This window comes from Natrinema ejinorense (genome assembly GCF_002494345.1).
In the GTDB taxonomy this organism is placed as follows: Archaea; Halobacteriota; Halobacteria; order Halobacteriales; family Natrialbaceae; genus Natrinema; species Natrinema longum.
In genome coordinates this window covers 3407059-3420583 of the sequence record NZ_NXNI01000001.1, presented here as the reverse complement: position 1 = coordinate 3420583, position 13525 = coordinate 3407059, and the positions used below count along the sequence as shown (strand labels likewise).

The following is a 13525-nucleotide window of genomic DNA, read 5'->3' as shown; positions in this document are numbered from 1 at the left end:
ATGAGCGACACCCCCACAGTGGCCGTCTTCCGCCCCGACGACGACCGCCTCGAGCGGGCCGTGGAATTGCTCGAGCGTCTCGGAGCCGAGCCGGTCCCCGACCCGATGCTCGCGGTCGAAGCGACCGGCACGACTCCTCGAACAGACGCCGATTACGTCGTCTTCACCAGCAAGACCGGTGCGGAACTCGTCGCCGAAGCGGGCTGGGAGCCGGGCGACGAGATCGTCTGTGCGATCGGCCCGGCGACGGCCGACGCGCTCCGCGAGGAGGGATACGCGGTCGACCTCGTCCCCGACGAGTTCACCTCGAGCGGGCTCGTCGACGTCCTGCAAAGCGAGGTCGGCGGCGCACGCGTCGAGGTGGCCCGTAGCGATCACGGCAGTGCGGTGTTGCTCGAAGGCCTCGAGGAAGCGGGCGCGTACGTCCACGAGACGATCCTGTATCGGCTCGTTCGCCCCGCGGAAAGCGGACGGTCGGCCGAGCTGGCCGCCGAAGGCGGGCTCGACGCCGCCTGTTTCACCTCGTCGCTGACCGTCGAGCACTTCCTCGAAGCCGCCGCCCAACGAGGGATCCGCGAGGACGCACTCGAGGGACTCGCGGACGCGACCGTCGGCGTGATCGGCGAGCCGACGGCCGAGACCGCCGCGTCGCGGGGGGTCGATGTCGACGTGGTGCCCGAGGAAGCCACGTTCGATGCGCTCGCTCACGAGACGGTCGCGGCGATCCCGAGTCAGAGCGGGTAACCAACCGTCTCACGGGGCCACCCGGGGAAGAATTGGCGATCGACGGCGACACCCTGTACGTCGGCGGCGTCGACCACCGAGTGTACGCGATCGGGCTCGACGGGGACCAGCAGTGGAGAGTCGAGACGGGCGGGGAGATCTACGCGCCGCCGACGACCGCGAGCGACCGCGTCTACGTCGGGAGCAACGACGGCAGGCTGTACGCCCTCGACGTAACCTGACGCGAGGCGTGAGTCGCGATGAGATGATCGTACGCGAGGGCGTCGGCGACCTCGTCGTCCGTCCGACGAGCGACAGCCGGAATCGGCACCGCCACGAATCGCTCATCGACTATCGCGACTCACGCCTCGAGCAGTCGGAACGCGAGCAGGGCGGGCAGTGCGAATCCGAACGCGTTGACGCTTCCGTGCCAGCGGATCATCTCGGGAATCGTGACGAGCGACGGTGTCCCGGAAAGGGAGGAATATGCGAACGCGAGCGCCAGCGCCATCGTCCAGCACAGCGACAGCGCGGCGACGGCGAGCAACAGTCCCGGAAGTCGCGCCACCGTGGGGACGACGTCACGGAGCGTTCGCAGGGCGAATCCCACGACGCCGGCGGTGAAGGCGACGACGGCGACGACCTCGAGTAGCGGGGAGAACGTGATTCCGATCGCGATCAGGAGGATGCCGGCGACGACGACGACCGTCGTCCCGGCCGTCGCTCGTCCCGTGATCGTCGCCGAGAATCGACCGTCCGCTCCCGCCAGGTGTCGCCCCGTCAGGCCGACGACGAGTGGCAACGCGAATCCGGCGTAGTGGAAGTGGACCCCCGTCAGGAGGACGATGATCGGGGCGAACTGGAGGCTGACGCCCGCGGCGTGCAAGCAGAGAAACGCAGCGGCGACCGGCACGTACAGCAGGCCGGCGTCGATCGCGAGTTCGGGCAGCGGACCGCCGCCGCGGTCGACGAGCCGGCCGAGTCCCCACAGCGCGACCGTGCCGGTGACGCCGAGCCACGGGACGGTGAGTGCGACCGCGGCGAGCGACCCCTGTGGCGCGGCGAGAGCAACGACGAGCGCCAGGGCGGCCGGAAGCTGTCCGACAGCGACAACCCGATAGGCCGTCCCCCGGGGAGTCGCGTCTCGAGGCGACTCGAGGACGCCGAGGCCGAGGGGAACGAGGACGAGCGCGGCGAGCCCCACGTACAGCGCCGGCGAGGAAAGGGAGAGCACGCCGCCGACCGTGCCGGCGACGACTCCCAGCCAGACGACGCCGCCCGCTGCCGCGCTCAGATCGGTCACGCGCCGACCGGCGACGACGGGAGGGTGACTCCCCGGTGGGCCGCCAGCTCGAGGGGGCGCCGGCTCGAGGTCGGTCACGCGGTCTCACCCGGCAGGTCGATGCCGCCGAGAGACGGTCGCGCCGTCGCGTCGCCGTCGGACGGTTGGAACTCGTTTTCGAACGCGCCGTCGTACCCGAAGACCGTCCCGAGGAGCGGATTCGTGATCGACGCCGCGACGCGGAAGCAGTCGGCCTCGTCGTCGTACCAGTCACGGAGGCGGCCATCGACCGACAGCGGGGACGGGAGCGCGAGGGACCGATCCCCAATCCGAAGCCACTGGGTACCGATCGAGAGCGCCAGCGCCCCGTCTTCGGCATCGACGTGAACGTCGGCGGCGACGTGTCCGCGGTGGCCGAACAGGTCGGTGAGACACCCTCGATCGGGGTTCCACCGCAGCGTGTCCACGAACGTCCGCGGCGGCGACGTCTCGAAGCGCCGACGGAGGGTGAGCGCCTCGTTGCCGTCGCAGTCGACGAACGGTTCCGTGACGATCGTAAACGGAACGTCGGTCCCGCCTTCGGGAAAGAGAAAATCGTCGAGCGTCCCGAGCCAGAGCGCCGGTACCGCGAGGGGGTGTCGAGCGAGGTCGGCCATCCGTCCGACACCCACCGCTTCGCGCCCCTCGTCGGCCGTGAGACCGTATCGCTCCCGGACGCGGGGGTGAAGCGTCCGCCACGCCGGTCCGACCTCGCGCTCGAATAGTCCGGTCATGGGTCAGTCACCGCCTTTCGCCAGGTACGCCGACAGCGTTCGGAGCGACTCCGGGTCAGCGCCAAACGCCGTGACGTCGTTGTCCGTCGTGGTGTTGTCCACCTCGAGCACGCGGTACTGGTCGCGGCCGAACGGGATCCAGGGGAGCGGATCGATCACCGTCGCCAGGACGGCCGCCAGCGCCATCGGAATCGGAACGACGACACCGCCGCCGCGAATCAGCGTGACCGTCTCCGCGAGCGTGAGCCGTTCGGGACCGCCGATCTCGTAGCAGTTCCCGACGTGACGATCGTCCTCGAGTCCGTCCGCGAGCATCGGCGCGAGGTCCTCGACCCAGACGGGCTGGAGCCGGGTTCGGCCGCCGCCCGGGAGCGGCGTGAGCAGCGGCGGTACCATCCGTTCGACGAACGGAACGAATGCACAGCCGTCGCCGAACACGACCGACGGCCGGTAGATGACCCACTCGAGGTCGGCGTCGCGAACGACGCGCTCGGCCCGCCGCTTCGCCCGAAAGTAGGCCGTCTCGACGCCCGACTCGACGCCCAGACCGCTCAGCTGGACGAATCGCTCGACCCCGGCCCGCTCGCTGGCCGCCACGAGGTGCCGAGTGCCATCGAAGTGAACCGCCTCGTGACTCCGTCCTCGCGGCTGCACGTGCGAGGGAAGCGCCACGAGGTTCACGACCGCGTCGTGCCCGTCGACGATCGCCTCGAGGTCGGGATCGGTCACGTCGGCGACGACGGTCTCGACGGCGGCTGGGAGGCCGTCCGCGTCGGGCGTTCGCGACGCCGCGGTGATCCTGTGCCCGCGATCGACCAGGACGCGACACAGCGCCCGGCCGACGAACCCGGTGCCGCCCGCGACCAGAACTTCCATACCGAGTCTCGCCGTCACGAGATCTTAATTGTACTGACCCGTCGACAGTTCACTCGATCCGCCACGCGACGGAACCAAAACCAGTTCGATTCCCGTCGAGCGATCAGCGCTCCCGCAGGTCCGAGTACCGTTCCACCCCTGAACTGCAGGCGTGAACCGCCACTGGTGACTCCCCTCGCGACCCGCAGGACCGCACCTTTATCCCCGAAGCCGCCCCAGGATTCCTCGATGGCAGGGCCGGTTCCCGAACTCGAGGATCGTGCGAGGACGTGTGCAACGCGGCTGTGCGAGGCCGATCGCGTGCTGCTCGCCTCACACATCGACGCCGACGGACTCACGAGCGCTGCGATCGCCGCACAGGCCCTCGAACGAGCCGGGATTCCCTTCGAGACGGTCTTCGAGAAGCAACTCGACGAGGAGGCGATCGCCGCGATTGCGGGGACCGCCTACGAGACCGTTCTCTTTACCGACTTCGGGAGCGGCCAACTCGACAGCATCGGCGAGCACGAGGACGCGGGCGAGTTCACGCCCGTCATCGCCGACCACCATCAGCCCGCCGACCGGGACACCGAGTTCCACCTCAACCCGCTCCTGTTCGGCATCAACGGCGCGTCCGAACTCTCGGGTGCCGGCGCGAGTTACGTCCTCGCGCGGGCGCTGGCCGACGTGTCCGACACCGATCCGGAGCCGTCAGTTGCGGCCGATGGCGGGGCCGCCACCGCGTCGGGGGCCGCGAACGCCCGCGCCGACAACCGCGACCTCGCCGCCCTCGCCGTCGTCGGGGCCGTCGGCGACATGCAGGCCGCCGGCGGCGAACTCCACGGCGCGAACGAGGGAATCGTCGAGGAGGGCGTCGCGGCCGGCGTCCTCGAGACGGGCAAGGACCTCGCGCTCTACGGAAAGCAGACCCGACCGCTCCCCAAACTCCTCGAGTACGCCACCGACGTCCACATCCCCGGCATCTCGAACGACGAGAACGGCGCGCTCCGATTCCTCGACGGACTCGACCTCGAGTTGAAACGCGACGGGGAGTGGCGGCGCTGGGCCGGGCTGACGAACGACGAGAAACAGACGGTCGCCAGCGCGCTCGTCCGACGGGCCGTCTCGAGTGGCGTTCCCGCGACGAAGATCGACGGACTCGTGAGTACGGCCTACGTCCTCAGCGAGGAACCCGTCGGCACCGAACTCCGGGACGCAAGCGAGTTCTCGACCCTGTTGAACGCGACCGCCCGCTACGAGCGGGCCGACGTCGGGCTGGGCGTCTGTCTCGGCGATCGGGACGGCGCACTCGAGCGCGCACGACAGCTGCTGCGAGAACACCGGCGCAACCTCTCGAACGGCATCGACCTCGTGACCCGAGCGGGAGCAACCCAAGAAGAGCACGTGCAGTGGTTCCACGCGAGCGACGAGATCCGCGAGACCATCGTCGGTATCGTCGCGGGAATGGCGATGGGCAACGACGGGATCAGCCGCTCGAAACCCATCATCGCCTTCGCCGAAAAGAACGACGAGGAGGTCAAGGTCTCCGCGCGGGGCACCCATTCGCTCGTCCGGCAGGGCCTCGATCTCTCGACCGTGATGAGCGACGCCTCCCAGGCAGTCGGCGGCGACGGCGGCGGCCACGACGTCGCAGCGGGGGCGACGGTTCCGAACGGCAGCGAAGAAGCGTTCGTCGAGCACGCCGACGACATCGTCGGCGAGCAACTATCCTGACGCCAGCGACGGCCGATCGCTATCCCTCGGCGATCGATGAACCGACGTGCGGTGGCGCGCGCCGAGTCGCGGGTCGCCGATCGGCGACCCGCGACTCGACGGTCGCGCGAGGTCTTCGTGAACGTGTGAACGAAGGCGTGGAAGACGCGAAGCGTCTTCCTATGGACGAACGAGCACAGCGAGTGAGTCGGTTGGGGAGGGCGTGGCGACGCCTCGTTGCCGCGATAGCAGCACGCTCGCGGGTCGGAGTGCGGTCGAACGGCCCGTGCTCGGTGCTCTCGGACGATGGAGCCTCTCCGACCGGACCCGCGCAAACGAAACGGATCAACTCGAGCCCGCGGGTCGTACTTAGGTCGATCGATCCATCGAGGCCGGCACCGTCGGCAGGAGCGGCGCACGCGAGGTGAACATGTACGCCGTCTTCCGTACCGCACCCTTTCCGTACTGCACCGCGCTCTTGCGGATCGGCGTTCGCTTGCCGCGGATCTGGGTCCGGCCCTCGAGGATCGCCTCGACGAGGTCCGCGCCGTCGATGTCGGCTTTCGTCGGGTTCGCCGTGTCGGGCGTCACGAGGACCTCGGTGTAGGCCTTGCCGACGTTGGGCAGGTAGTGTGCGTCGCTGGCTCCGATCTGGGGATAGTCCCGTCGCCGAGCGAACGTGCGAGCGCGTCGATTGCGGTAGCCGGTAAAGACCATCGAGTTGTAGGTCTCGATCGCGTCGGCGTCGTCGATGTAGCGTTTTCGAACCCCGTGACGACTGCGCTGGAACGGGTGTGGAACGATCGCCACGCCGCCCAGTTCGCGGACGATCTCGACGGTCTCCATGAACGGCTGGCCGGGGTCGGGCCGCTCTTCGACCCCGATCGCCAGCAGGTGACCGTGTCGCGTCGAGACCTCGACGCCCGGAATACCGACGAGTCCGTACTCCGGGGCGAGGTCGGCGGCCCGACGGGACTCGTCGATCTCGTCGTGGTCCGTGACGACCACCCCATCGAGGCCGATGTCGGCGGCGTGCTCGAGGATGAGTTCGATCGGTTCGTGCCCATCGTAGGAGTCGTCGGAATGGACGTGAAAGTCGATTGCAAACGGAATCTGAGTGGTCATGGAATCCAGGGAACGGGGACAGTGGACGCTACCGCCAATAACTCGTTGTCGCGCATAAACACTGTGCTACCGGCCGCCAATGACGGATCGGAACGAGTTTGATATAGCACTATAGAGTTTGCTCCTGGGTCGGCCGCGGGTCCGACACGGGATATCACGGACGTCACCGTCCTCGTACCACTGGCCGGTGGGAGCTCCCGGAACGTCGTCTCTGGGACCGCTGCTCCGCCGAACCAACGCCGAGGCGACCATCGAGTCGTGGAACAGCAGACAATTGCGACAGGAGACCAGGACGACGGACAACCGAGGGGGCGGACAGTAGTTAGGTTCGCCTAAATTCCGATGGGTTTATGACATTTTAGGTCAGCCTAAAGAGTGAACGATCGGTCCCACAGCGGGCGGACGAGCCGATAGACGGGAGCGTGGCCGTCGGCAGACGTTTCCCACGTCCGTGTGAGCGCCCGCGGGACCGAGACGGCCCTACTGGAGGAATCCCCCATGGTCGGAACCACACTTCGAGAGATCCGCCACCACATCGAACGGCTGGCAAGCAACGACGGAGAGTACTACGTGGTCTGTGCTCGCTCCGGTGAACGGCCGGTACCGGTCGCCGGCCAGCGGTTCGCGACCCGGACGGACGCAGCAGACGCCGCACACGCAACCGAACAGTACCGTGCCGCACTCAGACGGTACGATCCACAGTTGCCGTTCTACGATCCGGTCGTCTGTCAGGAACGATCCGCGAACGCACCCGGCGGGGCGGAGACGACCGCTGCCGCCGATTCGGATCGGCCGGTCGCAGAACCGACGGGACAGCCGTCGGTCCCCCGAGATCGACAGCGTGGGACCGACACACCCCTGATCAGTTTCTGCCACGACGTCTCGGGAGCGGTCTTCGAGTCGCTCTCGGCCCGCGACCACGAGGCAGCCGAGCGAGCCATCATGGACACGTATCTGGTCGCCGCCGAAGCGACGACCGACCGGAACACGCTCTGTCTGGTGTTGCTCGAGACGATGGCAACCGAACTCGAGACACACCTGACTGCGGCGGAGCGAACACGGCTGTTGGGGGCGGCAGCAGCGAACCTCTCGCCGGTCGAGTCGGCGGCGGACCCGGTTTCGGAGAGTCTCGCGTTCCTGGATTCGCTGTCGTTGATACGGGAGTACGGCATTGCACACGATTCGGTCGGGACGAGCGGCAGGGATCGCTGGACGGTCTCACTCCGAGGGTACGCTATCGAGTGTGACGAACGGCGGTTCCCGACGCTGCCGATCGGGATCGACATCCTGCGCCGATCGCCAGCCCCAACGGACCGACTGAGCGTGACCGATGTTACCGCCCTCGGCGACGGCGACTGGCAGTTCGTCCTGACGAGCGACACGGAGCCGACGGGTGGGCTCGTCTGTACCCAGGAGGGACGGCCATGACCGGATCGACGGCGGTCAACCGCGCACTCGATTGCCTCCAGACGGAACAGGAGGCGGTTGCGGATCGAGGCGACGCCTTCGAGACGTTCAAACGGCGCGTACAGGAGGTGCCAGCGGAGAGCCCCATCGGAGGGCAACGACAACAGCCGACCGGATCGACGCCGACAGCGATGGCGACACCGGTCCAGACCCAGCAATCTACCCCGTCGGAGGAGCGGTGTCTCACCGTTCGAGCGGCGTTCGCAGAAACGGTCCGCCCCCACAGTATCGCCGACCGTGCGGGCGACGAGTCGCTCGTCGAGACGATCGCAGCGGAGTTGACCGAGGACATCGCCGTCGCCCTCGCGACGGAAACCGGCTGGACCCCAGCGCTCAAAACGGCCGTCCTCGAGGAGATAACGACCAGACAGCGGGAGGTGGAGCTGCTGGGGGAAACCCTGCGAAGCGAACGGGCCACGCTCGAAGGGGCAATCGAGGACATCGACGATATCCTCGGCTGGCTGCAGTCGACCGCCGCGGAATCCCTCCTGCAGTGTGACTTCGAGACACTGCGGGCGAAACACGAGCAACTCGAGGCGTATCGGGAGCGACTCGACGCTCTCACCGCGGAGCGACAAGCCCAGTTTACCGAATCAACGAACCGATACGGCCGAGGCGGAACCCGTCATCGAACGCTGATACCGGCTATTTATTCCGACCTCGACGTACAGTACCCGGTGCTCTCGAGCGCGGCCCGACTGTACGGGATCTGTGGCGACTGTCAGCGGACGGTTCGTGCACACTTGACCCGGCGCGTGTGATCGTCGCCTCGCGTCGAAGCGGCGTGACGAGACGCGCCGCGTTTTCGAGGACGAGGCTGCCGCCGGTAGCCGGCCCGTAAACGGATCCCGACCGACTCACTCCAGTGTATCGGAGTCGCCGCTCGGAACGAGATCCGAGAGCGAGACGTTCTCGAGTACCTCCCCGAGTTTGAGGGGGCCATCGGTCGCCGAGACCGTGTCGTGGACGCGATGCATACACTCGAGCAACCCGTCGATGGCGGCTCGCTGGGTGGAAACGTGGCCGATCGGCTCGGTAATCGATCGATCCGAGAAGAAGTAGCGGTAGCGAAGCTCCCAGCACCGACAGAGACCGAGTCCCGGATGGGAGCGGTCGGCGGCGATGCGCTCCGCGATCAATTCGATCGGTGGTCGCCTGTATCGGTAGGTAAACCGGTCTTCACAGCGCTCCGCAAGCCCCCATCTCGGCGGCAACGCTTCCCGAGGGATGGGGTCCTGATCTGCGATCATGTACGTCGGTATCGCCAACAGCGGGGGTGTCGGTTCCGCTTGCAAGCGCGGGTACCTATATAGGCGTCCCCTACAACGTTAGATAATTGATGGGTACGGGGGTCGGATCCGGACGTGGGCCCGACGGACGAGGACGATCGTCTGACTTTTGTCCCCGCTACCGTTGGACTAGCGTATGGCTGACTTCGATCCCGAGAAGTTCGAGGACAAGTACGCCAACTACTTCCCCGAACTCCAGCAGGCGTACAAGAACGCGTTTAACCGGATGAACGACCGCTACGACTCCCAGCTCGTCCACGCGATCGACCAGCAGGTCTTGAACGAGAGCGAGCCCTTCTACGAGGGCGACGGCGAGTTCCGCATCGAGCTCCCCGACGATCCGTACGGTCGGCTCTCGGGCGTGCTCGTCGACGAAGACCGATTCGAGGAAATCCTGGAGACCCACATCGGGGAGATCGAAACCGAACTACAGCGCGTGTTCGGGTTCCAGTGAGTCGACCGCTCACGCCCCGGTAGCCGGCAGGCGAACATGGAGGACGGAAGGTTTAGGGGGGCTGATACCCAAGGGATTTCTATGAGCACCGAGACCCAGAACGACGGGGACGACCTCGAGGAACGCGTGACGAACTTCCTGCGACGGAACTTCCCACAGATCCAGATGCACGGCGGCAGCGCGGCGATTCAGGACATCGATCGCGAGAGCGGCGAAGTCAGTATCGCCCTCGGTGGTGCCTGCAGCGGCTGTGGGATCTCTCCGATGACGATTCAGGCGATCAAGAGCCGAATGGTCAAGGAAATCCCCGAGATCGAGACGGTCAACGCCTCGACCGGCATGGACGGCGGCGAAGAAGAGATGGGCGGCATGAGTCCCTCCTTCCCGGGCGAAACCGTCGACGACGACGGCAGCGAAGCCAACGAAGGGCCGGAAGCACCGTTCTAACCCGCCGTTCGTCGCGGAAACGCCGATCTGCCGTCTTTGTTTTTCCCCAGTAGCCGCGTCGTCCGCCGCCAGTGTCGGATAGAACCATCGGCCGGGGGAGCGTGCGGTGGCCGAACGACCGTTCACCGCAGGCCGCGACCGCGTTCCCAGGTCCTGACCAGCGCGGTGAGCGTCCTATTCGTCGGGACCTCGAGTCCTGCCTCCAGCGCGCGATCGACGACGTAGCCGTTGATCGCGTCGATTTCGGTTCGCCGGTCGGCCAGCACGTCCTGGTGCATCGAAGACGTGTTCGCAGCCGTCGCCTCGGCAACGGCTTCTACCGCCGCCAGCGCCTCGCGGTTCGAGAGGGAAACGGTACAGGCCCGAGCGACCCGTGCCGTTTCGCGAGTTGCAGCACGCGCGAGGTCGTTCGCCGGATCCTCGAGGACGGCACCGTTTTCGGTCGCGGTCAGGGCCGTCACCGCGTTGATGCCCGCGTTAACCGCGAGTTTCTCCCACAGCCGACGCGGCATGTCGTCGGCGACAGTCGTCTCGAGACCGGCAGCCAGGATGGCCTCACCGACCCGATCAGCGACGGCCGACGAACCGCCGTCTCGAGAACCGAGGACGATCTCCCCCACGCCAGTACGCTCGACGACGCCCGGAGCCTGCAGGATCGCGCCGTAGGTCGCCGTTCCCGCGAGCACCGGCGCCTCGAGTCGCGCCGCGAGCGTCCCTTCGTTTCCCATGCCGTTCTGCAGGGAGAGAACCGCGTCGAACGACCCCGTCGCGAGCGTATCGGCGGCTCCCGGGGTGTCGAAGGACTTGACCGTGACGATGGCGAGGTCCGCCTCGAGACCCGTGCCGTCGGTCGTCGCCGCCGGAAACACGCTCGATTGGCGGTCCGCCACGCCCTCGAGTCGCAGTCCCGACTCGCGGACGGCACTGGCGTGGGCCTCGCGAGCGACGAGCGTGACGTCGTGCTCGCGTGCGAGCAGGCCACCGACGAGACTGCCGAGGCTGCCGGCCCCGAAGACGACGATCTCCATGACTGCACCTTCGGACGACTGCCACTACAGTACCCCGGTTCGCCACGAACACAGTATCGAGTGGTACTGGGCACCCCGAGCAACGAACCACGAACGCTCGAGGGTCGGATGTACCACCCTCGCGGTACCAGCAACGACCGCGACGGTGCCGTTCGGGGTGGGAATACGACGATGTCCCCGGACTCAGTCCTCAGTCCAGTAGTACAGGTCCTCCCTGTCGGCACCACAGGAGGGGCAGGTGTTCGGAATGTCGCGGTCGAGGCGGCCCATCTCGCCACACTCCCAGCAGCGCCACATCAGTTCGGCTTCCCCGAACGTCTGGCCCGATCGGACGTGCTCGACACTCATTCCCTCGATTCCATCCCGGAGCGTGATGTAGAGCCCGTGCTCGTCGACGCCACGAATTCGGCCGATTTTCGTTCCGTCCTTCGTGTAGACCGGCGTTCCAAACCCCAATCGTCGCTGTTCTTTGGCCATGGGAACTACCAACACGAACTCACGCTGTGACGGGTGATAAATCCTCACGTGCTATATAGAACAGGTGATCCTCGCCGGCGATCACGTGCTCACCGCCGTCGCCGATTCAGTCTTCGGTCCAGTACATCAGATCCTCCCGTTCGGTGCCGCAGTTCGGGCACTCGTCGGGAAGTCCCTTATCGATCGCATCCATCTCACCACACTCCATGCAGCGCCACATGAGGTGGGCTTCGCCGAACTCGTGACCCGAGCGGGCGTGTTCGACGCTCATCGCCTCGGCACCCTCACGGGTAGTGACGAAGAACCCGCTCTGTTCGAAGCCACGGACACGGCCGAGTTCGTTGCCGTCCTCGTCGTAGACCGTCTGCCCGAAATTGAGCTTTTCCACCTCCTCGATGGCCTCCTCGTCGCCCTCTTTCGCCGGTGTCTCACCAGTTTTGACCATAGCCGAACCACACCGGCGACGGCGATAAAGACACAGCACGCATTGTGCAAGCGGCCAAGCGAGGGACTCGTAGACAGGGATCGCACCTCCTCGAACCGTGGAAATACCGTATTGCCCCGGTGTATCTCGTCGTTTCGTTCCTCCGGCCGCGTCGGTCCGGAGCCACGACTCGCGGTGGACTTGCCAGTCGATCGACTGATAGCGAGCAGCGTTTCGTCTGTTAAGAGAGTACACGGTAATGGAAAACAATATACGCCTGCCGAATAGAGACACGTACCATGATAGTCTGTCACACCCATGGATCGGCTCCCAGTGTCAACACGGCACACGATCTCGAGCCGGACGAGCCAGCGACGGGGCCGATCGCCGGGGCGGGAACGAAACCCAGCGGAGTCGACCGGCCGGTACCGATGGGCGTGGACCGCTCCACCGAGACCGTGGTCCGATCATGAGCGGGACCGGTGTCGCCACTATCGACGACTGCCGGATCGCCTACCGGCGGGCAGGGACGGACGGCCCGCCGGTCGTCCTCTGCCACGGCGCGGGGATCGACGACGCGACCGTCTCGTGGCGACACACGATCACCGCCCTCGCGGACGACTACCGCGTGTACGCGATCGACTGGCCCGAATACGGGAACAGCACGGGAGACGTTGCACACACCCTCGAGTCGTACGTCGACGTCCTCGATGGGTTCCTCGAGACGCTCCCGTTCGAGCGGGTCTCGCTGGCCGGCATTTCGATGGGCGGCGGCGTCGCACTCGGGTACACGCTCGCAAACCCAGACCGGGTCGACCGACTGGCCCTCGTCGACAGCTACGGGCTCGGGGAACGACTGCCCAGCGCCCTCCAGTGGAAGGTCCTGTCGCAGGTCCCCGGGATGACCCAGTTCGGGAAAATCGCCGCCGGTTCCTCGACGCGGAGCGTTCGAATGGTCCTCGACAACCTCGTCGCGGACGCCGATTCGTTGCCCGACCGCTTCGTCGACGACGCCCGGCGAAAACTGATGGAACCGGGCTCGATCCGGGCGTTCGAGGCGTTCCAGAACAACGAACTGTCGTTTAGCGGCCGCGTCGCGACGAACTTCGTCGACGACCTCGAGTCGCTGTCCGTTCCGACCCTGCTCGTCCACGGCACGGAGGACCCGCTCGTCCCCGTCGAATGGTCGAAACGAGCAGCAAAACGCATTCCAGACGCCGAGCTGGACCTGATCGAGGACTGTGGCCACTGGACGCCCCGAGAGCGCCCCGACCGATTCAACGAGAGTCTCCGAGAGTGGCTGCCGGACCCGCAGTATTCCCCGGAGCCGGAGTATACCAAGGCAGGGATGCCTGGCGTCACTCGAGCCACCAGCGATTAAGGACACGTCGCTCGTTATTCGGTTTCAATTCGGCCGGGAGCGCGTGTTCGCCGCAACTGCGGCGAATCGCGCGACCCGGGGGAGGGC

General features: G+C 66.6%; 15 protein-coding genes and 1 pseudogene. 8 read left to right on the top strand and 8 right to left on the bottom strand.

The window, feature by feature from the left end; translation table 11 throughout:
- Entirely contained in the window at positions 1-744 is a 744-nt protein-coding gene (locus CP557_RS16865; RefSeq protein WP_097380976.1) for a uroporphyrinogen-III synthase, read from the top strand.
- A 29-nt stretch (positions 745-773) separates the two neighbouring features.
- A pseudogene (locus CP557_RS16860) lies at positions 774-965 on the top strand (outer membrane protein assembly factor BamB family protein); the annotation flags it as partial.
- 119 nt (positions 966-1084) lie between these two features.
- Here the strand turns inward: CP557_RS16860 and CP557_RS16855 are convergent.
- From CP557_RS16855 to CP557_RS16845, 3 genes are read right to left on the bottom strand one after another with little or no spacing between them, the layout of a single operon-like run.
- The gene (locus CP557_RS16855) at positions 1085-2104 is read right to left on the bottom strand and encodes a YndJ family transporter (RefSeq protein WP_097380974.1); all 1020 of its coding nucleotides are present in this window, start codon (positions 2102-2104) and stop codon (positions 1085-1087) included.
- On the bottom strand, positions 2101-2778 hold the full coding sequence (locus CP557_RS16850) for a DUF4166 domain-containing protein (RefSeq protein ID WP_097380973.1): 678 nt from the start codon (positions 2776-2778) through the stop codon (positions 2101-2103). The genes CP557_RS16855 and CP557_RS16850 overlap by 4 nt, the downstream gene beginning before the upstream one ends.
- A 3-nt stretch (positions 2779-2781) precedes the next feature.
- Positions 2782-3654, bottom strand: a complete 873-nt coding sequence (locus CP557_RS16845) for a complex I NDUFA9 subunit family protein (RefSeq protein ID WP_097380972.1) — start codon at positions 3652-3654, stop codon at positions 2782-2784.
- Positions 3655-3882: 228 nt separating this feature from the next.
- Here CP557_RS16845 and CP557_RS16840 point away from each other — a divergent pair, with 228 nt between their 5' ends.
- Positions 3883-5367, top strand: a complete 1485-nt coding sequence (locus tag CP557_RS16840) for a single-stranded-DNA-specific exonuclease RecJ (protein WP_097380971.1) — start codon at positions 3883-3885, stop codon at positions 5365-5367.
- A gap of 348 nt (positions 5368-5715) precedes the next feature.
- Here the strand turns inward: CP557_RS16840 and CP557_RS16835 are convergent, their stop codons facing one another.
- Positions 5716-6471: a PHP-associated domain-containing protein gene (locus tag CP557_RS16835; RefSeq protein WP_097380970.1), complete on the bottom strand. Its 756-nt coding sequence runs from the start codon at positions 6469-6471 to the stop codon at positions 5716-5718.
- Positions 6472-6969: 498 nt separating this feature from the next.
- Between CP557_RS16835 and CP557_RS16830 the strand changes: the two genes are divergently transcribed.
- A complete protein-coding gene (locus CP557_RS16830) occupies positions 6970-7899 on the top strand; it encodes a DUF7551 domain-containing protein (protein WP_097380969.1) in 930 nt (309 codons plus the stop codon).
- On the top strand, positions 7896-8699 hold the full coding sequence (locus tag CP557_RS16825) for a DUF7260 family protein (RefSeq protein WP_097380968.1): 804 nt from the start codon (positions 7896-7898) through the stop codon (positions 8697-8699). Before CP557_RS16830 ends, CP557_RS16825 begins: the two co-directional genes overlap by 4 nt.
- Before the next feature lie 96 nt (positions 8700-8795).
- Here CP557_RS16825 and CP557_RS16820 read toward each other — a convergent pair whose 3' ends face one another.
- Positions 8796-9188: a hypothetical protein gene (locus CP557_RS16820; RefSeq protein WP_097380967.1), complete on the bottom strand. Its 393-nt coding sequence runs from the start codon at positions 9186-9188 to the stop codon at positions 8796-8798.
- Positions 9189-9363: 175 nt separating this feature from the next.
- On the opposite strand from CP557_RS16820, the gene CP557_RS16815 reads away from it, so the two are divergent.
- Positions 9364-9681: a DUF5783 family protein gene (locus CP557_RS16815; protein WP_097380966.1), complete on the top strand. Its 318-nt coding sequence runs from the start codon at positions 9364-9366 to the stop codon at positions 9679-9681.
- 81 nt (positions 9682-9762) lie between these two features.
- The gene (locus tag CP557_RS16810; RefSeq protein WP_097380965.1) at positions 9763-10128 is read left to right on the top strand and encodes a NifU family protein; all 366 of its coding nucleotides are present in this window, start codon (positions 9763-9765) and stop codon (positions 10126-10128) included.
- A gap of 122 nt (positions 10129-10250) precedes the next feature.
- On the opposite strand, the gene CP557_RS16805 is transcribed toward CP557_RS16810, so the two are convergent.
- From CP557_RS16805 to CP557_RS16795, 3 genes are all read right to left on the bottom strand, one after another.
- Positions 10251-11156 (bottom strand): ketopantoate reductase family protein, encoded by a 906-nt coding sequence (locus tag CP557_RS16805; protein WP_097380964.1) that lies wholly within the window; start codon positions 11154-11156, stop codon positions 10251-10253.
- A 183-nt stretch (positions 11157-11339) separates the two neighbouring features.
- The gene (locus CP557_RS16800; RefSeq protein ID WP_097380963.1) at positions 11340-11633 is read right to left on the bottom strand and encodes a DUF7130 family rubredoxin-like protein; all 294 of its coding nucleotides are present in this window, start codon (positions 11631-11633) and stop codon (positions 11340-11342) included.
- A gap of 106 nt (positions 11634-11739) precedes the next feature.
- The gene (locus CP557_RS16795) at positions 11740-12078 is read right to left on the bottom strand and encodes a DUF7130 family rubredoxin-like protein (RefSeq protein ID WP_097380962.1); all 339 of its coding nucleotides are present in this window, start codon (positions 12076-12078) and stop codon (positions 11740-11742) included.
- Positions 12079-12526: 448 nt separating this feature from the next.
- Here CP557_RS16795 and CP557_RS16790 point away from each other — a divergent pair, with 448 nt between their 5' ends.
- The gene (locus tag CP557_RS16790) at positions 12527-13438 is read left to right on the top strand and encodes an alpha/beta fold hydrolase (protein ID WP_097380961.1); all 912 of its coding nucleotides are present in this window, start codon (positions 12527-12529) and stop codon (positions 13436-13438) included.
- The last annotated feature ends 87 nt before the right edge of the window (positions 13439-13525 follow it).

Coding starts and splice junctions, on each gene's coding strand:
- CP557_RS16865 (WP_097380976.1), top strand. CDS start 1: ATGAGCGACACCCCCACAGTGGCCGTCTTCCGCCCCGACGACGACCGC.
- CP557_RS16850 (WP_097380973.1), bottom strand. CDS start 2,778: ATGACCGGACTATTCGAGCGCGAGGTCGGACCGGCGTGGCGGACGCTT.
- CP557_RS16845 (WP_097380972.1), bottom strand. CDS start 3,654: ATGGAAGTTCTGGTCGCGGGCGGCACCGGGTTCGTCGGCCGGGCGCTG.
- CP557_RS16840 (WP_097380971.1), top strand. CDS start 3,883: ATGGCAGGGCCGGTTCCCGAACTCGAGGATCGTGCGAGGACGTGTGCA.
- CP557_RS16835 (WP_097380970.1), bottom strand. CDS start 6,471: ATGACCACTCAGATTCCGTTTGCAATCGACTTTCACGTCCATTCCGAC.
- CP557_RS16830 (WP_097380969.1), top strand. CDS start 6,970: ATGGTCGGAACCACACTTCGAGAGATCCGCCACCACATCGAACGGCTG.
- CP557_RS16825 (WP_097380968.1), top strand. CDS start 7,896: ATGACCGGATCGACGGCGGTCAACCGCGCACTCGATTGCCTCCAGACG.
- CP557_RS16820 (WP_097380967.1), bottom strand. CDS start 9,188: ATGATCGCAGATCAGGACCCCATCCCTCGGGAAGCGTTGCCGCCGAGA.
- CP557_RS16815 (WP_097380966.1), top strand. CDS start 9,364: ATGGCTGACTTCGATCCCGAGAAGTTCGAGGACAAGTACGCCAACTAC.
- CP557_RS16810 (WP_097380965.1), top strand. CDS start 9,763: ATGAGCACCGAGACCCAGAACGACGGGGACGACCTCGAGGAACGCGTG.
- CP557_RS16805 (WP_097380964.1), bottom strand. CDS start 11,156: ATGGAGATCGTCGTCTTCGGGGCCGGCAGCCTCGGCAGTCTCGTCGGT.
- CP557_RS16800 (WP_097380963.1), bottom strand. CDS start 11,633: ATGGCCAAAGAACAGCGACGATTGGGGTTTGGAACGCCGGTCTACACG.
- CP557_RS16795 (WP_097380962.1), bottom strand. CDS start 12,078: ATGGTCAAAACTGGTGAGACACCGGCGAAAGAGGGCGACGAGGAGGCC.
- CP557_RS16790 (WP_097380961.1), top strand. CDS start 12,527: ATGAGCGGGACCGGTGTCGCCACTATCGACGACTGCCGGATCGCCTAC.